Origin of the sequence: Candidatus Clostridium stratigraminis, from assembly GCF_045310675.1 — a bacterium.
Lineage (GTDB): Bacteria > Bacillota > Clostridia > Clostridiales > Clostridiaceae > Clostridium_AT > Clostridium_AT stratigraminis.
Map to the genome: position 1 here is coordinate 78,651 of NZ_JBJHZZ010000007.1, position 18,326 is coordinate 96,976.

General features: G+C 32.8%; 16 protein-coding genes and 1 riboswitch. Of the genes, 4 read left to right on the forward strand and 12 right to left on the reverse strand.

The genetic code is table 11. The features are described 5' to 3' along the window. Positions 1-154 precede the first annotated feature (154 nt). Positions 155-1,159 (forward strand): hypothetical protein, encoded by a 1,005-nt coding sequence (locus ACJDUG_RS11330; protein WP_406770006.1) that lies wholly within the window; start codon positions 155-157, stop codon positions 1,157-1,159. Between the two features lie 78 nt (positions 1,160-1,237). Next, positions 1,238-1,370, forward strand: a riboswitch (cyclic di-AMP (ydaO/yuaA leader). Further along, positions 1,371-1,895 (forward strand): cell wall hydrolase, encoded by a 525-nt coding sequence (locus ACJDUG_RS11335; protein ID WP_406770007.1) that lies wholly within the window; start codon positions 1,371-1,373, stop codon positions 1,893-1,895. It abuts the riboswitch before it with no gap. A gap of 67 nt (positions 1,896-1,962) precedes the next feature. On the opposite strand, the gene ACJDUG_RS11340 is transcribed toward ACJDUG_RS11335, so the two are convergent. The 6 genes from ACJDUG_RS11340 to ptsP form a co-directional block, all read right to left on the reverse strand. Beyond that, entirely contained in the window at positions 1,963-2,820 is an 858-nt protein-coding gene (locus ACJDUG_RS11340) for an NAD(P)/FAD-dependent oxidoreductase (protein WP_406770008.1), read from the reverse strand. Between the two features lie 36 nt (positions 2,821-2,856). Further along, complete coding sequence (trxA, locus tag ACJDUG_RS11345; protein ID WP_406770009.1) at positions 2,857-3,174, reverse strand: thioredoxin; 318 nt, start codon at positions 3,172-3,174, stop codon at positions 2,857-2,859. Between the two features lie 176 nt (positions 3,175-3,350). Beyond that, on the reverse strand, positions 3,351-4,619 hold the full coding sequence (locus ACJDUG_RS11350) for a tetratricopeptide repeat protein (protein WP_406770010.1): 1,269 nt from the start codon (positions 4,617-4,619) through the stop codon (positions 3,351-3,353). 117 nt (positions 4,620-4,736) lie between these two features. Continuing rightward, positions 4,737-5,777 (reverse strand): DUF4652 domain-containing protein, encoded by a 1,041-nt coding sequence (locus ACJDUG_RS11355; protein WP_406770011.1) that lies wholly within the window; start codon positions 5,775-5,777, stop codon positions 4,737-4,739. Next, entirely contained in the window at positions 5,777-6,331 is a 555-nt protein-coding gene (locus ACJDUG_RS11360; protein ID WP_406770012.1) for an RNA polymerase sigma factor, read from the reverse strand. The genes ACJDUG_RS11355 and ACJDUG_RS11360 overlap by 1 nt, the downstream gene beginning before the upstream one ends. A gap of 132 nt (positions 6,332-6,463) precedes the next feature. Next, entirely contained in the window at positions 6,464-8,080 is a 1,617-nt protein-coding gene (ptsP, locus tag ACJDUG_RS11365; protein WP_406770013.1) for a phosphoenolpyruvate--protein phosphotransferase, read from the reverse strand. A 261-nt stretch (positions 8,081-8,341) separates the two neighbouring features. On the opposite strand from ptsP, the gene ACJDUG_RS11370 reads away from it, so the two are divergent. After that, on the forward strand, positions 8,342-10,012 hold the full coding sequence (locus ACJDUG_RS11370) for a sigma 54-interacting transcriptional regulator (protein WP_406770014.1): 1,671 nt from the start codon (positions 8,342-8,344) through the stop codon (positions 10,010-10,012). A 130-nt stretch (positions 10,013-10,142) separates the two neighbouring features. Here ACJDUG_RS11370 and pfkB read toward each other — a convergent pair whose 3' ends face one another. From pfkB to ACJDUG_RS11385, 3 genes are all read right to left on the reverse strand, one after another. Continuing rightward, positions 10,143-11,072, reverse strand: a complete 930-nt coding sequence (gene pfkB, locus ACJDUG_RS11375; protein WP_406770015.1) for a 1-phosphofructokinase — start codon at positions 11,070-11,072, stop codon at positions 10,143-10,145. Further along, positions 11,066-11,842, reverse strand: coding sequence for a DeoR/GlpR family DNA-binding transcription regulator (locus ACJDUG_RS11380; protein ID WP_406770016.1), 777 nt, complete (start codon positions 11,840-11,842; stop codon positions 11,066-11,068). The genes pfkB and ACJDUG_RS11380 overlap by 7 nt, the downstream gene beginning before the upstream one ends. Positions 11,843-12,074: 232 nt before the next feature. Then, complete coding sequence (locus ACJDUG_RS11385) at positions 12,075-12,809, reverse strand: tetratricopeptide repeat protein (protein WP_406770017.1); 735 nt, start codon at positions 12,807-12,809, stop codon at positions 12,075-12,077. Between the two features lie 185 nt (positions 12,810-12,994). Here ACJDUG_RS11385 and glgP point away from each other — a divergent pair, with 185 nt between their 5' ends. Continuing rightward, entirely contained in the window at positions 12,995-14,608 is a 1,614-nt protein-coding gene (gene glgP / locus ACJDUG_RS11390; RefSeq protein ID WP_406770018.1) for an alpha-glucan family phosphorylase, read from the forward strand. 148 nt (positions 14,609-14,756) lie between these two features. Here glgP and citC read toward each other — a convergent pair whose 3' ends face one another. The 3 genes from citC to ACJDUG_RS11405 form a co-directional block, all read right to left on the reverse strand. Then, on the reverse strand, positions 14,757-15,797 hold the full coding sequence (gene citC, locus ACJDUG_RS11395; protein ID WP_406770019.1) for a [citrate (pro-3S)-lyase] ligase: 1,041 nt from the start codon (positions 15,795-15,797) through the stop codon (positions 14,757-14,759). Positions 15,798-15,888: 91 nt separating this feature from the next. Further along, complete coding sequence (citF, locus tag ACJDUG_RS11400) at positions 15,889-17,430, reverse strand: citrate lyase subunit alpha (protein ID WP_406770020.1); 1,542 nt, start codon at positions 17,428-17,430, stop codon at positions 15,889-15,891. 22 nt (positions 17,431-17,452) lie between these two features. Further along, entirely contained in the window at positions 17,453-18,325 is an 873-nt protein-coding gene (locus tag ACJDUG_RS11405) for an HpcH/HpaI aldolase/citrate lyase family protein (protein WP_406770021.1), read from the reverse strand. Position 18,326: the final 1 nt, after the last annotated feature.

The window sequence follows — 18,326 nt, forward strand, 5'->3', positions numbered from 1 at the left end:
ACTAATAAACGCTGTAGTAGTATACGCAGAATTATAAAATTAAATATATTTATAATAAAATTAAACATAGAAGGAATTTTAATATGAATGCTAGAATAATATAGTATAAATAATTTATAAGCCATTACTTAGGAACATAGAGGAGGTCACAAAATTGAAGCGAAAGAAAAACAAAAATTTAATTATTATTTTGTCAGTTTTAGCCTTTGCATTAATAGTATCCATGGTCTTTTATGGCACATATTATCTTTCAATTGGAAAGTCCCTAAATACTTACGAAAAAGCTGTTAAGTCTTACGTGGATCAGATAAATCAAGAAAACACAAGCACGGAAGCATTTATTGTTGGACAAACTATTGATCCTGATAAAATTAGAAAAGACCTACCTGCAAAAATAGATAATTTGTCGAAAATTAAGGATAGCCTTCAAGGAATTATTCCAGTTGAGAAATATAAAGCAGATCATGATAACCTACTTAATGGTATAGATAAAAATATACTTATTTTCAAGCAGATTAACTTAATTTTAAGTAATCCTAACGGAAATGACTTAGATAAGGCAGGAGCCGATTTAAATAAATACAAAGATGATTGTAATAAATACTACTCCCTTATAAAGCTAAAAGCTATAAAACCTTTAGTTAATAATAAGCTAAGCACTCTAGTGGTTAATACCTCTAGCTACGTTAACGAACTAGTAAGGCTTAAAAGAGATAATGAAATTATTCAAAAACAGAATTTAGACTTTGTTGATAGCATGGAAGGTATAATAGCAAAGTTTTTACCTATTAAAATTGATTTTTCAGATAAGATAATAGCTGCAAGGGCCAATAATTCAAACTTTGATTCAGTTATTTCTGATATTAATAATAACAAAACAAACTTAGACAAACTTTCTCAGGAGTTCTCAAATATAACTGTGCCTTCTAAGGCCATAACCTGTTACAAGGCATTTAATACAAGTATAGACGAATACAACAATTATATGGAAAGCCTTTTATACTCTATAAATAATGAAAAACTTTCCCAAGCCAATTTAACCAGCAGTAGAATTACTGAATTATATGCATCACCAACTTCTAAATATAATAATGTAATAAAGGATTATAGTGACTTTTTAAAAGCATACACTGATTTTAAAAACTTATTACAGTCTTAAAATTACCAATATTGGCATACCTTTTATGGTATGTCATTTTTTTATTTAAATATTGTATTTTTTTTAAAAATAGAGGAATAATATCATTAGCCTAAGTTTTATTTTTATTTTAAAACACGGGGAAACCACTTTTTTGGGGTGAATCGTTATTTCGTAGGTTATGCCTTTACCGAACCCGTCAGCTAACCCCGTAGGCAAAAGGAGGATTGTAATGAAAAAATACACTTTAGTATTTTTATTTTTATGTTTCTTTTTATTTATACCATTGTCCAATGTAAAAGCAGCTAGTGAATTAGATTGTGATTTATACAAGGAGCAGATAGACGCAATACAAGTTTTAAACTATAACCAAAAGTCTATTTATGTAACAGAAAGCGACGTTTATTTAATGGCTCAAATAGTTTATGCTGAAAGCAGGTCTGAGCCCTATGAAGGAAAGGTTGCTGTTGCCTCTGTTATACTAAACAGATTGCAAAGCCCAGGCTTTCCAAAATCTATTGAAGGTGTAATAAAGCAAAAAAACGCCTTTTCTTGTTTAGTTAATGGTCGAATAGATGTCATACCAGATAAAGCAAGTTATGATGCAGTATTAGAAGCTTTAAGTGGTAAAGATCCTACAAATAAAGCAGTTTTCTTCTATAATCCTAAAATTGCAACTTCATATTGGATGAAGAACATAGAAAAAGCTAATGTAAAACCTATAGGAAACCATGTTTTTTTCGTAGTTAATCAATAATTTTTAAAAATTAAATAGGCATAAAAGAACTCCTCAAATAATTTTGAGGAGTTCTTTTATGTGAAATTTATTTACTATCAAGGTATGAAACTGCGTTTAATGCCGCAACCTGTCCTTCCCCTGCAGCCTTAATATATTGATAAGGTTTTCCAATACAATCACCAGCTGCATATAAGCCTTCAATGTTTGTTAACATGCTTCTATTTACTTTTATATGACCTTCTTCAATAGTAAGACCTGGAACCAATTGCCCAGGCGGAACACTGTCCTTTAAGATAAAGATACCATCAGTTTTTATAATCTTATTTTTAAGTAATAAGCTGTGAGCCAAATCATCTCCTGCTATTTCTATAGGTCTATCAACTACAATTTCTATAATATCCTTTAGATTTCCCACATTCTTATACATTGGAACATAATAGGTTTTTGCAGCAAGTTCACTAACATAATTAGCATCTTCTTCAGCATCTTTATTATAGCCTATGATAGTTACTATTTTACCCTTATATAGGGGTGCATCACAGGTAGCGCAATAGCCTACACCTTTGCCCAAAAATTTTTCTTCTCCCTTTAAGGCTTTTGTGTATTCAACTCCAGTTGCCAATATTACTGTTTTTGCTTCGTAAAGTTTCTCATTAACCATTAAAGCAAAATAGTCTCCCATTGCGTAAATAGAATTGATTCTTTCATAAGTTATATGGATGTTCATAGCTTTAATGTGTTTTTCAAATTCATGTTTTAATTCCCTGCCGCTTATATTAGGAAGCCCTAAGTAGTTATTAATCTTTGGAGCAATTGTTAGCTTTGCACTTAAATCCTTGCTTCCAAAAACAATGATATTTTTATTTCTTATTTTAGCATTCACAGCAGCAGATAACCCAGCTGGTCCACTGCCCACAATTGCTATATCATATCTTTGCGACACACCCTTCACCCCTATCAGCCTTAAAGCAGCTTTAACTTAAATATGCTTTTCAATTAAATCCTTAACAGCTATCTTTGGTCTAAAACCAACCATTGTATCTACAGTAGACCCATTCTTAAACACCATGACTGTTGGTATACTTGATACCCTATACTTTTGTGATACTACTGGATTATTATCAACATTAACCTTTACAAACTTTACTTTTCCGTTATAGTCCTTTTCTAGTTCTTCTAAAACTGGTCCAAGCATTTTGCAAGGTCCGCACCAAGGAGCCCAAAAATCAACAACTACAGCTTCATTGCCTTTCATTACTTCATCTTCAAAATTATTATCCATTATTTCTTTAATCATTTTATTTCCTCCTTTTAGTGGTCACACTGAGTAATTTAAGATTACTCGCTTCCGCTCGCAAATTACTCGTAAAAGTCCATTTAGACTCTAACCTCTTTACATACCCCTAGATGGTATTTTATTATATTAATATTATATATTATTATAATTAATATATCAAGTGTAGCATTGTAACGTTATTTAGCTAAAATATTATTTATTACACTATTATTATAAATAGACTTAGGATACTGCTTAGTAAGTCTTGAAGCATAATTTTTAGCTAATTTTACATCTACAGATTTATAAATTAAACTCATATCATACAAAACTGTTTGCTCATAGGTGCCATTAGAAAACTTACTATCATATTCTTCATAATATTTTATGCACTTATCAATTTGATTATCATTTTTAAAGCTGAAGCCTAACATATATAGTATATCCTGATATAGATAATATTCTTTCCCATAATCACAAGCCATAGTAAAATATTTTTCGGAAGTTTTGTAATCCTTTGACGTTAATGCTTGTCTGCCTTTACCATAAAAATATTCTATACCGCTGCTTTGTAGTAGTTCTATACCTTTTTGAAGCAAGGTCTTATCATTTATATTTAATTCTTTGTCCTTCCACTCATTTGCCATGCTGTACAGTTTTTCATAGTCTTGATTAGTTACAGCACTTTTAAACTCTTCACTTTTAAATATATTTTCATTTACAGTTTTAGTATTTTCATTTGCTGCTATTGTATCATTTGCAGCATTAGTACTACTAACTGTAGGAGCTTTGGCAGGTTCATTTGTATTGTTTTTACCTGCAGATATTTTAGCTTGTTCACTTATGTTGTTTTTGGCTGCTATTGCCTTGTTTATATTTTTGACTACAAAACCTAAAGCCAAACCTATGATTATACATGCAATTGGTATAGCAATATACTTAAATTTTAATTTTTTCTTCACTATACCTAAACTTATAAGTTCTTTTTTATTTTTTATCGCAATATCATTTTTCCTGTCAATTTTAAGTACTTCCTCAATGAATTTAACTGCAGCATTATAATCCCCTTGCTTTATATAACAAATAGTTAAAGAATTTTTTACATTAATACAATTAAAATCACTCTCTTTGCATTTCTTTAGCAAATTTACTGCTTCTTTAAGCCTTAATTCATTTATAGTTGCTAAAGCTTCCTTATAAATAAGGAGCTTATCTCTATCATTTCTAATATCCTCTAAATATTTTTTTGATACCAAGTCTCTGTTTACCTGAAAGTTCATCTTCCATAGGGCCTCAGCGGAATCTAGGTCGCCCTTAAAATAATACAGCAATCCTTTAAGATTTATAGCAGCTGTATTTTTTAAATTACTTGATATACTTTTTTCACAATATTCAAGTGCTTTATCAATATACCCTTCGTTGTAAAATCTTACAGCTTTATTATATAGTTCAATTGAATTATTCATGCAGCTACCTCATATTATAAATACATATTTAACCATTTATCTTTCATACTACTTATTATAATATAACTTCAAGAACAGTAAAAGAAGCAGGAGAATTATCCTGCTTTTAATTTTGAATTACTTAATTGTATTAACAATTTCACCAAAGGGTGAGGTTATAGTTCTATTTTCGCTGTGATTCTTATTCATCGTATTATCTTCATATACAAGAACCTCAGTATTAATACTTAGAGTATTTGCATTAATGGCTTTAACTGATTTAATTTTAGTAATTTGAGATAGTGTATTTAATTTTGCTGTATTTTGTGGATCAGCCTTTGCAATATGTCCAGTATTTACATTAAGAATATATAATTCTCCGCCAAGATCAACCATGCCTTGGCCATGTCCTACAATTACTAAAAGATTTTCATCATCAATCCATTTAACTGCTTTAGGCGTATATTGCTTATCATTATTAATTAGGCTAAAGCTCCACTGATCTTTACTGCTTGAATTTTTTACTATAATGCTTGCAATACCTTCTTCTATAGCTTCAGTGCCCTTACCTTCAACAGTTGCACTAAACTTATTACTTACAGATGTTTCCCATGGAGTATTAAATTTTACAGTAAAGTCTTTACTTAATTGTTTCTTTTCAAATTGCGGCATATAGGAATTAACTTTCAAAGCACTGCCGGATTTTTGATCATATTTTTGGGAATTATCGGTTTGTGACTTATCTGCGGTACTGCTGCTTGCCGCCTCTTTTGTTGACATTACTTGATTTTGTGGAGCCATACTAGCTGTTTTGTTTACGCCTAAAAGTCCATGGGTTTTAACATAGGGAATTAGGAAGGCAAAAACTGCTACAATGGCTATTAAAGAGCTATAGGTTGTAATATGACTTTTAAAATGCCTAATTAACTTTTTACCAGAACCTGTACCATATTTATTTTTATCGATGTTTTTCATAATATCACTCCTTAAGCTTCTAAAATTTTGCATTTCTACTACTAAGCCTGCCTTAAATATATCGTCCATCTCCAGCTCTTCCTTAAATAAGGTACTGCAGTTATTACAGCTCTCTGCATGTTCAAGCATAGCCTTTCTGAGGTCGTAGGATAAATTATCTTCAAGCATATCGTTGATTCTTTTCTTAAATATATTGCAATCCATTATCTACACCCCATTTCCTTTATGATTCTATATTCTCTAAATCTCTCCCTAGTCTTATAATACCTTTTTTTCACAACAGACTCCCCAAGCCTAAGTACCTCTGCAATATCTGAAAAGGTCATGTTTTCGTCTGAGTACCTAAGCAAAATAATCTGCTTATCTGTATCGCTTAAGGTCTCTATAAAACCCTCCACTAATTTCTTAACTTCTTTAAATTCTGTACTTTGTTCTGGGGATATCTCTTTAGATACCATTTCTCCCACCTCTTCAACATTTGCTTCATATACTCTTTTATACTTTCTTATGTAATCAATGCATTTATTTCTAGCAATTTGATAAAGCCAGTTCGAGAATTTATATTCTTTATTAAAGGTATATAATTTATTATAAACTGTAATAAAAACTTCCTGAGTTATATCTTCTGCAGCTTCCTTATCTTTTACAGTGTTATATACAAATCGCAGTATACTTAGCTCATATTTATTAACTAATATGTTAAAGCTGTCAATATTGCCTTTTAGTATTTCTAAAACTAGTTTAAGATCCTCCTCCATTATTAAATCCCCACCTTTAATATGTTAATTCATGTATGTTTATTATTATATACGAAAAATTATATAGAAAGTTACCAATAAGTCAAGAGCCGCCTATTGTCTTATATGCAATAGGGCGGCTCTTGTTACGTATTATTTATTTATAATTATCTGCTTAGCTCTTAATATTGAAGAAGCACTCATGGAGAATTCATCTAATCCATACTCTAATAGTGTTTCTATAGCTGTTTCCTCTCCTGCCATTTCTCCGCACATTCCACACCATTTGCCTTCCTTGTGAGCTGCATCTATCGTCATTTTTATAAGTCTAAGTACAGCTGGGTGCATTGGGTTGTAAAGATAAGAAATCTTCTCATTCATTCTGTCAGCTGCTAATGTGTACTGGATTAAATCATTTGTCCCAATACTGAAGAAGTCTACATGCTTTGCAAGTTCATCTGCCATAACTGCAGCAGCAGGAATTTCTACCATTATTCCAGTTTCTAAGGCTTCATTAAAATTTTTGTCTTCACTTTTTAATTCCTCTTTACACTGATTTAATATATCCTTTGCCTGTATAAATTCTGATAAGGATGATATCATAGGAAACATTATTTTTATGTTTCCAAAGGCTGAGGCTCTTAAAAGTGCTCTAAGCTGAATCTTAAATAAATCAACCTTATCTAAACAAATTCTTATAGCTCTATAGCCTAAGAATGGATTCATTTCCTCTGGCAAAGGTAAATAAGGAAGCTTCTTATCCCCACCAATATCTAGAGTTCTTATAACAACAGGCTTTCCATCAAGCTTTTCCGCTACAAATTTATAGGCTTTAAACTGTTCTTCTTCAGATGGCATTGTTTCTCTATCCATATATAAGAATTCAGTTCTAAAGAGACCAACTCCTTCTCCGCCATTTTCAATTACCCTAAGTACATCCTCTGGCTTTCCTATATTACCTACAACTTCAACCCTCTTACCTTGTTTTGTTCTAGTCTCAAGCTTTATAAGCTTTTTCAGTTCTTCCTTCTCAGCTTCTAATTTTTCCTTCTTAGCTGTGTATTCTTTTATTTCAGCCTCAGTAGGATTTATAATTGCTGTACCCTCTATTCCATCAACAATAATCCTATCCCCATTTTTAACTGCCTCGGTTATATCTCCGAGTCCAACAACAGCTGGAATCTCTAAGGTTCTAGCCATAATAGCACTATGAGAGGTTCTTCCTCCAATGTTAGTTAAAAAGGCTATAACCTTACTCTTATCAAGCTCTGCTGTATCTGATGGTGTTAAGTCATGTGCAACAACAACAGTGTTGTTGTCCAAGCTGCCCATACCCTCCATAGCTATTCCAAGCAGGTTATTGAGTATTCTATTACCTACGTCTTTAACGTCTGCTGCTCTTTCTCTCATGTATTCATCATCCATAGCTTCAAACATGGAAAGAAACATATCTACAACATCCTTTAAAGCCTTTTCTGAATTTATCTGATTGCCTTCAATACTGCTTACAACAGAGCCTGTAAATTCAGGGTCATCTAAAAGCATTAAATGACTTTCAAAAACCTCTGCCTTATCATCTCCCATTTCTACTTTTGTCTTTTCCTTAATCTTTGTTAGCTGCAATCTTGACTTTTCAACAGCTTCATCAAATCTGATTTTCTCTTCTTCTATATTCTCAATTTTTCTTTCTATAATAGTTTGCTCTTTTTTAACTTTTAGAGCTACCTTTCCAATAGCATAGCCTCTTGAAGCTGCAATTCCTTTCTTCATATACCAATACACTCCTTATAAAAATATAATAATATCTATACTATTATATTAACAGCAAGTTTTATGCCAAATTTAAAAATGCCTAAATTCAAGCAATCTTAATATTTCACTTGATATTTTCTATCAAAGGAACAATATTTATACTTTAGTTTTTGTGCTAATATTAATCTAGACATAATAAAATACTTAGTGTATCATAATATTGATACTTTTTATCAATATTATAGCATACTTGATATTTTTTATCAACAGGAGAAGGCCATGTATAAAAATAGTATAGTTGTAAATGTTCAAAACGGAGTGCATACAAGAATTGCTGCCATGATAGTTCATAAGGCCGCAGAACTTAAGGGAAAATATAATATAAATCTTTATATAAGAAAGCTAGATAGTAAGGATCCTATAGCTATTAGTATGCTTGCTCTTTTATCCTTAAAAATCAGAGAAAACGAGATTGTAGAAATTTCTTCAATTGAGGAAACAACAGCCGGAAGAAATTCTGTTCTAGAATTATGTAATTTTATAACAACACAAATCGAGCCTCAAGGAAAAATATTGACTAATATAGATGCCTTAATAGAAGAAAATACAATTGCCAATGAACAGATCTTAGAAAACCTGCCTCTAGGTGTAATAGTTATAGATGCCAATTCCAATGTAACCTCTGCAAATGAATATACCTTAAAACTAGTAAATAAAAATATAAGTGAGGTACTTGGAAGAAATATAAATGAAGTTATTCCCTATTCCTGTCTTCCAAAGGTTATAAAAACCAAAGAAAAGAGCACTGGCGAAACTATGCAGATAAATGAACATATTGTAATTACAAACCGTTCTCCTATTATTTCAAATAATAAGGCAATAGGAGCTATTGGTGTATTTCAAGATATATCTGAGCTTGCTAAAAAACTGGAGCAATATCAGGAAGAGCTAAACTACTACAAAGAAGAGCTTCAAAAGCACACCTTAAAAAATAATCACTTTGCTAATATTATTGGCTCAAGTGGCAGCTTAAAGGAAGCCTTGCTAATTGCTGAAAAAGCATCACACTCCACCTCCACTGTATTAATTCGAGGTGAAAGCGGAACAGGAAAGGAACTAATTGCAAAGGCTATACACAACCATAGCAAAAGGAAGGATAAGCCTTTTGTACGTGTAAATTGTGCTGCTATCCCAGAAAATCTTTTGGAAAGCGAGCTTTTTGGTTATGAAAAGGGAGCCTTTACAGGTGCCGCTAAAAATAAGCCTGGAAAATTCCTTCTAGCTGATGGGGGTACAATTTTCTTAGATGAAATTGGAGATATGCCAAGGACTATGCAGGTTAAACTCTTAAGAGTGCTTCAGGAAAAAGAATTTGAAAGCATAGGCAGCAACGAAACCCATAAGGTAGATGTACGAGTCCTAGCAGCTACCAATAGAAACTTAGAGGAAATGCTAAAAAGCGGCGAATTTAGAGAAGACCTATACTATAGATTAAATGTTATCTCTATATCCCTTCCTCCCCTTCGAGAGAGAAAAGAAGATATAAACCTTTTAATCGAGCACTTTATCAATAAATTAAGCCTTACCTTAAATAAGAAAATTTCTCATATTGATAAAGAGGCTATACAATATTTGCAAAGCTATAACTGGCCGGGCAATATAAGAGAACTTCAGAATATAATTGAAAGAGCCATAAATCTATGTGATAACAGCTCATTAACCCTAAAGGACTTGCCTATTTATATAACAAATATAAAGCAAAGTAGTACTAGCCTAGTTAACTTAGTAGATGGAGATATCCTTCCTTTAGAAGAATACGAGAAAGAACTTATAAAGCTTGCTATGAAAAAATACAAAAGCTTCAACAAGGCAGGAAAGGCCCTTGGGCTTACCCATAGAACTGTGTCTCTTAAGTGTGTTAAATATGGTATTAGCTATGTAGATAAATAGATTAATTAATTAAAAATAATAATAAAAACTTTTATACAATTCCATTTTTTGTAATAAAAGGACTTATAAAACTACACTAATAAGTAGTTTCACAGGTCCTTTTTAATATTGCTTAAATATACAAATTAATTTATATATGCTTAACGTTAACCTTTTGTACTAATTTATTTACTTCCTCTAATGAACAAGCCTCTGTCCCTTCCGTTTCAACAGATGCCGCTCCACAGGCATTCGCGAAGGCAAGTGCTTCTTCATCACTTAAGCTGTTTATTAAGCTGTAAACAAGAGCTGCTACCATGGAATCTCCTGCTCCAACAGTGCTTTTTACATTTACCTTTAAACCTTCACAGGAATTTATACCAGCTTTAGTAACATAAATGGCTCCTTTTTCCCCTAAGGATACCAACACCTTTTTAACCCCAGTTTCAATAAGCTGCTTTGCCGCATTAATTACTGCTTCTTCATCTTCCTTTTTAAAGCCCATTAACTTTTGAAGTTCATGAATATTTGGTTTTATTATATCAGGTCCTTCCTTTAATCCATGCTTTAATAGCTCTCCATCTGCATCAAGCACTGTAATAGCGTCCTTCTTTCTTGCAAGCTTTATTAGTTTTCCATAAATGTCTATAGGAATGGAAGAACTTACTCCCCCAGAAAGCACCACAATATCACCTTTACTGCAAAGTGCTTCAAATTCATCTAAAAAACAAGCTAATTCTTCATTACTTATTTCTGGGCCTGCTTCATTTATATCAGTGTAAATCTTATTTATTGAGTCTACTACCTTTGTGTTGGTCCTTGTGCTTCCATCTATATGAACAAAGCTTGTGTCAATTTTTCTTTTATTAAGTTCATCCAGAAAGTAATTCTCCCAGACCCCGCCTAAAAAGCCTGTACAGACTGAATCAATATTGAAATTTTTCAATACCTTAGAAACATTAATACCTTTTCCCCCAATATCATGTCTAACGCTGGCTGCTCTATTTACTATGCCCAAATTAAAATTGTCAATGGTTAAAGTCTTATCTAATGCTGGATTTAGAGTAACTGTAATTACCATAATTCTTCATTCCCTTTCTTAATAATTTCAACCCCTATTTCTTGATATTCCTTAACAACATTTTCATTAAAATCTGAATTTGTAATTATTAAATCTGCTAATGTAACTGGGCTTACTACAGCAAAGCTCACTTGATTAAACTTGGAGCTGTCAGCGACTATAATAACCTTGCTAGCCGCCTTCATCATTTCCCTTTTAATATGAGCTTCCGAAATATTAGGAGTAGTTATACCTTCCTTAATAGATATGCCATTTGCTCCGATAAAGGCCTTATCCACTTTAAAATTCTTTAATACCCCTTCTGAAATTGGTCCAACTAAAGCTCTTGTAGTTATTCTAAAGGTTCCCCCAGTTACAATAAGCTCTATATCACTTCTATTAGAAAGCGCTGAGGCAATATCTATGGAATTTGTTATTACAGTAATATTCTTAGCTTTAATACAATTTGCCAGCTGCAGGGTTGTGGTTCCTGAATCCAGTATTATTGTATCTCCATCCTCAATCATGGCTGCAGCTATTTTTCCAATATATAATTTTTCAATATACTTTCTATCTTCTTTTTCTTTAAAGCTAGGTTCAAAAATGGATTTTCCCTTACTTACTGCTCCACCATGAGTTCTGTTGAGGAGTCCTTTTTCTTCCATTTCCTGCAGATCTCTTCTAATGGTAGATTCTGATACCTTAAATATATTTGATAATTCATTTACCTTAATACTGCTTTTTTCTTTTAACAATTCTGAAATTTTAATATGTCTTTCTTCAGAAAACATGCATAACAGCTCTTTTCATTAATTATTTATGCTCATATGTGATTATTTATGATTATTTGTTAAGATTATAATGTATAAACTCATGTATGTCAAGGTATTAGTCTACAAAGTAAAATTATCCTTTAAAACGTTACAGTGTAATATTCAAAATAAAGAAGCAGTGAGAAATCCTGCTATGCTGACTATGAAAAAAGCAAATATAAGCATTTATATTATGCTTATATTTGCTTTTTTACTTAAGCAGCTGTTGAAACTGCTGACTGTTTCTAACATTATTAAAATCTGGCTCCTCTTTGGCAAGTTCCTTTACGCTGCTGTCTATATCAATTGCAGTTTTTAAGTTTTTAATGGTGTTTGGAACATCACCTTTTCTTCCATATATACTGGCTTTACCATAATAGCTCCAAATGTAGCTTTCTACTGATAAAGCTTTATCATACCATACAAGGGCATCATCATATTTTGCGTAAAGCTCTAGTGCCAGTGCCTTATTAAAGAGTCCGTAACCATAATCACTTTTTATTTCTAAAGCTTTGTCAATATTTTTCATGCCTTCTATATATTTGTTTGAATAACATAGAGCAATTCCCTTAATACTATAGGCCTTATAAAAATTATTATCAGCATTTATAATTTCGTCAGCTAATTTTATAGCAGTACTGTACTTTTTACTATGGAAGTCTGTAAAAGCTGTTTGATATTTTTCTTCTAGCTGTTTTTCTAGTTCAGCCTTTTTAGCTTCTTCTTCTTTCTTCTTCGCCGCTTCTTCACTTAGCTGCTTTTCCTTATCTAATGCCTCCTTGCTACTACTAACAGCCATTATTGCACCACTGGCGTTATTATTTTCTATTTTAAGCTGAGCTATTTTCCAATTGCTCACAGCATTATAAACTATTATTCCAATGCCTATTGCTGCTGCAATAGCAAATATAATTATTTTTCTCCCCATTGATAACTTTCTGAACATAAAAATCCTCCGTATGTTAATTAGATATTAAATTAATTATACTACATAATTTGCTAAATACAGCTTTTTATTGGGGGAAAGAATACTTAATATTTTTATGCAATCGATTGAACATAGAATTATTAAAGTGTATAATCTTATTAAATAAATATTAAGATCAAGGATTTAAGAAAAAGGAGGAAATTATGGATAATAAAAAACTTCCATGGGTTGCATATTTCTGTATGGAATATGGACTTCATTCTGACTTTAAAATGTACGCAGGAGGGCTTGGAATTCTTGCAGGTGATCATTTAAAAGGTGCTAAGGATTTAGAGCTTCCTCTAGTAGCAATAGGTCTAAAGTGGAAGCAAGGCTATGGTGATCAAGTGATTGGAGCAGATGGAAGGCCTTATGATGCTTACAAAAACTATAAATATGACTTCTTAGAAGATACCGGCGTTATGGTAACTGTTAAAATAAGAAATGAGGATGTAGTATGTAAGGTTTGGAAAACTGAAGAGTTTGAAAATAATCCATTATACCTTTTAGATACTGATATTCCTGAAAACAGTGAACAGTGGATAACTGGTCAGCTTTATGGCTGGTTTGGAGAAGAAAGAATAGCTCAGGAAATTGTGCTTGGTATAGGTGGAATAAAAGCTCTAAGAGCACTTGAGATACCTGTTGATGTTTATCATTTTAATGAGGGACATGCTGATTTAGCTGCAATAGAGCTAATAAGAGAAAAAATGTGCTCTGGCTTAAGCTTTGAAGAAGCCTTAAAAGCCACTAGGGATGAGGTTGTATTTACAACACATACTCCAATAATACAAGGAAACGAATCTCACCCAATTGACAAGCTTGAATATATGGGAGCCTTTAATGGTCTCACCAAAGATCAAATGATTAGCCTTGGGGGTAGTCCCTTTAACATGACAGTTGCAGGCTTAAGACTTTCAAGAAAGGCTAATGCAGTTGCACAACTTCATGCTGAAACAGCTAATAAAATGTGGAACAATGTTGCTGGCCGTTCTGAAATAATAGGAATAACCAATGCTATCCACACTCCTACTTGGGTAGATGAAAGAATAACAAAGGCTTACCAATCAAATGGAGATCTTTGGTCTGCCCATATGGAAGTAAAGAGAGATTTAATAGCCTTTATAAAGGATAGATCAGGCATAGAGCTTGATGCAGATAAATTACTAATAGGCTTTTCAAGAAGAGCAGCTCCTTATAAGAGAAGCGATTTAATCTTTAGCAAGAGAAAAGTTATTGAGCCTTACCTTAAAGAAGGTAAAATCCAAATAGTTTTCTCTGGTAAAGCTCATCCACTAGATGATACAGGCAAGGAAATAGTTGCTAACTTAGTTGCCATGATGAAGAAATATCCAAAGGCAGTAGTATTCCTGGAAAACTATGATATGAATATTGGCAGAATGCTTACTAGAGGCTCTGACATTTGGCTTAATAATCCAATTAGACCTTTGGAGGCGTCAGGTACCTCAGGAATGAAAGCAGCTATGAATGGTGTACTTAATTGTTCCATACTTGATGGCTGGTGGCCAGAGGCATGCATTGATGGCGTTAATGGCTGGCAATTTGGAGGTGGAGCTTCTGAAGGAGAAATTCCGGATATTAATGAGCATGATAGAGAAGCTCTATATGATGTTTTATTAAATAAGGTAGTCCCTACCTATTACAATAATAATTTAAAGTGGGTTGAAATGATGAAGGAAAGCATAAGAACCACAAAGGATACCTTTTCAACTAAGAGAATGCTAGAAGAATATTATAATAAGTTATATATTAAGTAAACTTTTGATTCCCCTTATAATTATATACATTAACAAAAGCGCCCTTACATTTTGTATGGTAAAGGTGCTTTTTGAATATTATTTTATAATGTCTAGTATTTTATCATTATCAGCATTATCTATCAGCAAAATGTCTCACACGCTAGTTCTAGTGTGGCGAGTTGCTTACCTTTATTTTTTCAATAATCTCCCTGCCTTTTTCGCTGCTTAGAAATTCAAGTGTAACTTCAGGAAGTATATTTTTAAGCTCAGTAAAATTATCTTCTTTAATAAGCTGTCTTACTCTGGAAGCGCTTATAGCACTTCCACCTATTTCTTTACGCGGAGTAAGTCTTACCTCAACCTCATAACTTTTTAAAGTGCTAATTAGTGCTTCATTATAACTGTTTGTAACCTTGTCATAGGGTTCTGTTCCAACATATCTTTTTTCTATATTAAGTCTTCTGCAAAAATACTTCCCAAAGATTCCAGCGTCTAGCTCTGTATATGCCCTTAGTCTATCATTTTCTTCTCTGAGGAAATAGGAGGGAAAAGTAGCTGAAGATATAATATATTCTCCTCCAGGTACTACTGTAACATTTTTTAAATGCTCTGTCCCTTTCTTAACTAATTCGTATCTAATATTAAAAGGAAATAACGATCTATCTTCTTCTACCATAAAAACAATAACATTCTCGTTTTCTGATGCTGCTTTTTGAATTAGATATTTATGTCCTAGTGTAAATGGATTGCAGTTCATTACAATTGCAGCCTTTTTACTATTATCTATATTATAGTTTTTTATTAATTTATCTAAATAGCTATTTATATTATAAATCCCATTTTCTAAAAGAGCTACCTTCTTCACCTCATGAAGCAGCTTATAATTTAAGGAAGAGAATATTTGTATGTTTTCAGGCCTAGTAAAAATAAAGCTGTGATAAACACCTTCTTCAAAGAGTTTATCAATTAGGTTGGAACTTAGGGAAGAGGTTATACCTTCTCCCCTAAGTTCCTTATCTACTGCAAAACATTTAAGTACGTTACGAGACTTTGAGCAGGTTGCTTTAATAATTTCTTCTTGCCTTATAACTATAGTATAATCTACATCCTTATCTAAGATAAGATCAAACCTTTTAAGGAAATTCTCTACTTCTTTTAGCTCCTTCTCATCCTTTAAATTTACTTCTTGTACTTCCATGTTATACATAGTTTTTCCCTCCACTAGAAACATTGAGCAAACTATATGAATTTCCATCAAGTAGATCGCTCGTAAAGGTATATTTAGGGTACTTAAGCTCTTATTCAATAACCTTTTTAACTACATCAATAACAGTGCCGTCTCTATATTCAACCACTGCCACAATATCATCAGAAAGCTGAATTTCCTTTGGCTTACCTGTCATTTTTTCAGCTAAATTTTTAAGTTCTTCTATAGTCATAATAGGAAGATTAGTTTTCTTTAATCTTTCTATTAAATCCTCTCTTCTAGGATTAACTGCAATACCTCTCTCAGTAACTATTACATCTATGCTTTCACCTGGAGTAGTTACAGTTGTAACCTTATCTTTAATTATAGGAAGCCTTGCTTTAACTAAGTTAGTAACTATTATTGCAAGCTTAGCACCTGCAGCAGTATCACTATGTCCACCTGACCCTCCCATAATAACTCCATTTGAACCTGTAGTAACATTTACATTAAAGTCTGTATCTATTTCAGTAGCACCTAATATCATAATATCTAAGTTATTAACAACTGCTCCCTTATTATGAGGATTTGCATACATAGAAGCAGACATTGGCTGATGTTTTGGATTATCTCTATAGGATTCTACTGCCTTTAAATCAAAACACTGGACGTCTAGTATGCTATTAAATAAGCCTTCCTCAAGCATTTCAACAATATATCCAGTTGAGCCTCCAGCTGCAAAGCTTCCTACTACCTTTTCTTTTTTCATTATATCTTTAAGCTCTGCTGCCACTGCAAGTGATGTTCCACCTGCACCTGTTTGGAAGGATAAGCCGTCTTTTATAAGTCCGGAAGCCTTAATAACCTCAGCGGCCATTTTAGCTATTTTAAGGCCAACAGGGTCCTTTGTAATTCTTGTAGTTCCTGATACAATGCCTTCAGGATTTCCAATAGAATCAACCGAAACTACATAATCAACATAAATTTGGCTTATTTCTATAGGACATGCTGGATAAGGTACTAAATTATCTGTTACTGCAACTACCTTATCTGCAAATTCTGCATCTGAAACTGCATAGCCTAGGGCACCACAGGCTGATTTCCCTTGAACACCATTAATGTTTCCATAGATATCAGCAGTAGGAGCAGCAATAAATGCTGCATCTATATGCAGGTCTCCGCTTTCAATTGCCCTTGGCCTTCCTCCATGAGTGTGCATAACAGCACATTTTTTAAGATTACCTTTAGAAACCGCATCTGCCACAGGTCCTGACATATAATTTGCATATATACCTGTTATTGTACCATTTTTTATTAGTTCAACCATAGGAGCATGTATAGGAAATATTGAGCTTGCTGCAACTGTAATATCTCTAATTCCCTTTTTAGCTATTGCTTCAAGAACCATGTTTAATACATAATCACCATTTCTTAAATGATGATGAAAGGATATGGTCATTCCATCTTTTATATTAAGAGTGTCTATTGCTTCATCAATGCTTTTGAGTATTTTTTTATCATTTGGAACAGCTGAATTTACTTTAACAGCTTTTCTTTCCTTAGTTCCCATATTTGAAAAGGCTCCCTGAAAAGGCTTAACCTTGCCGTAGCCCTCAATAAATTCAGGAATTTCTCTGCCTAATATATTTTTCATATCTTCACCCACCTTTAGCTAACTAAATTAGTGCTAGTCTTTTTGCTAATTCTACTGTTGTGACTGCTCTATTAATAACAGGTGCATCCACCATCTTCCCATCAACTGAGAAAACTCCTTTGCCTTCCTTCTTTGCCTCTTCCATGGCATCTAAAATTCTTAGGGCATGTTTTATTTCCATTTCTGTAGGTGCAAACACTGCATGTATTGTATCAATTTGTCTTGGATTTATGGAAGCTTTCCCGGTCATTCCAAGGCTCTTAGCCCTTGCAGTATCCTTTTCTAAGCCCTCATAGTCATTTGTATCTGTAAAGGGAGTATCTATAGCATCCACCTTTAAAGCCTTGCAGGCAGTTGCAACCTTGTTTCTAGCGTAAAAAATTTCCTCTCCCTCTTTAGTTCTCTTTATGCCTAAATCAGCAGTTAAATCTTCTCCGCCTAATAAAATTGCTGTTACTCTATTTGATGCCTTAATTATGTTATACACATTTTCCAGTCCAAAGGCAGTTTCAACTAACGGAATTAGCTTAATGCTTCCTTCTTCAAAGCCTTCTTCTTTTTCAATTTTATTCAGCATTTCATGGACTAACTTAATTTCTTCCTCATCAGCTTTAGGAACCATAATAGTATCAGGTTTCACTCTAGCTATGGTGTCAACATCTACTGCACCAAATTCATTATCTAAGGGATTTACTCTAACTACTACCTCAACTTTTGAATAATCCACGTTTTTTATTGCTTCTCTTACTAAGATTCTTGCACTATCCTTTTCAGGAATACTAACAGCATCTTCTAAATCAAGTATAATAGAATCAGCACCTAATATTGCTGCATTTTGAAGCATTCCAGGATTATTACCAGGCATAAAAAGCATTGTTCTTCTTAATTTTTTCATT

What these genes read in the sequence shown, in the direction of transcription:
- trxA (WP_406770009.1), bottom strand. Translation starts at nt 3,174, where the DNA reads ATGATTAAAGAAATAATGGATAATAATTTTGAAGATGAAGTAATGAAA.
- pfkB (WP_406770015.1), bottom strand. Translation starts at nt 11,072, where the DNA reads ATGGTAATTACAGTTACTCTAAATCCAGCATTAGATAAGACTTTAACC.
- ACJDUG_RS11355 (WP_406770011.1), bottom strand. Translation starts at nt 5,777, where the DNA reads ATGGATTGCAATATATTTAAGAAAAGAATCAACGATATGCTTGAAGAT.
- ACJDUG_RS11370 (WP_406770014.1), top strand. Translation starts at nt 8,342, where the DNA reads ATGTATAAAAATAGTATAGTTGTAAATGTTCAAAACGGAGTGCATACA.
- citF (WP_406770020.1), bottom strand. Translation starts at nt 17,430, where the DNA reads ATGAAAAATATATTAGGCAGAGAAATTCCTGAATTTATTGAGGGCTAC.
- ACJDUG_RS11360 (WP_406770012.1), bottom strand. Translation starts at nt 6,331, where the DNA reads ATGGAGGAGGATCTTAAACTAGTTTTAGAAATACTAAAAGGCAATATT.
- glgP (WP_406770018.1), top strand. Translation starts at nt 12,995, where the DNA reads ATGGATAATAAAAAACTTCCATGGGTTGCATATTTCTGTATGGAATAT.
- ACJDUG_RS11380 (WP_406770016.1), bottom strand. Translation starts at nt 11,842, where the DNA reads ATGTTTTCTGAAGAAAGACATATTAAAATTTCAGAATTGTTAAAAGAA.
- citC (WP_406770019.1), bottom strand. Translation starts at nt 15,797, where the DNA reads ATGTATAACATGGAAGTACAAGAAGTAAATTTAAAGGATGAGAAGGAG.
- ACJDUG_RS11385 (WP_406770017.1), bottom strand. Translation starts at nt 12,809, where the DNA reads ATGTTCAGAAAGTTATCAATGGGGAGAAAAATAATTATATTTGCTATT.
- ptsP (WP_406770013.1), bottom strand. Translation starts at nt 8,080, where the DNA reads ATGAAGAAAGGAATTGCAGCTTCAAGAGGCTATGCTATTGGAAAGGTA.
- ACJDUG_RS11350 (WP_406770010.1), bottom strand. Translation starts at nt 4,619, where the DNA reads ATGAATAATTCAATTGAACTATATAATAAAGCTGTAAGATTTTACAAC.
- ACJDUG_RS11405 (WP_406770021.1), bottom strand. Translation starts at nt 18,325, where the DNA reads ATGAAAAAATTAAGAAGAACAATGCTTTTTATGCCTGGTAATAATCCT.
- ACJDUG_RS11335 (WP_406770007.1), top strand. Translation starts at nt 1,371, where the DNA reads ATGAAAAAATACACTTTAGTATTTTTATTTTTATGTTTCTTTTTATTT.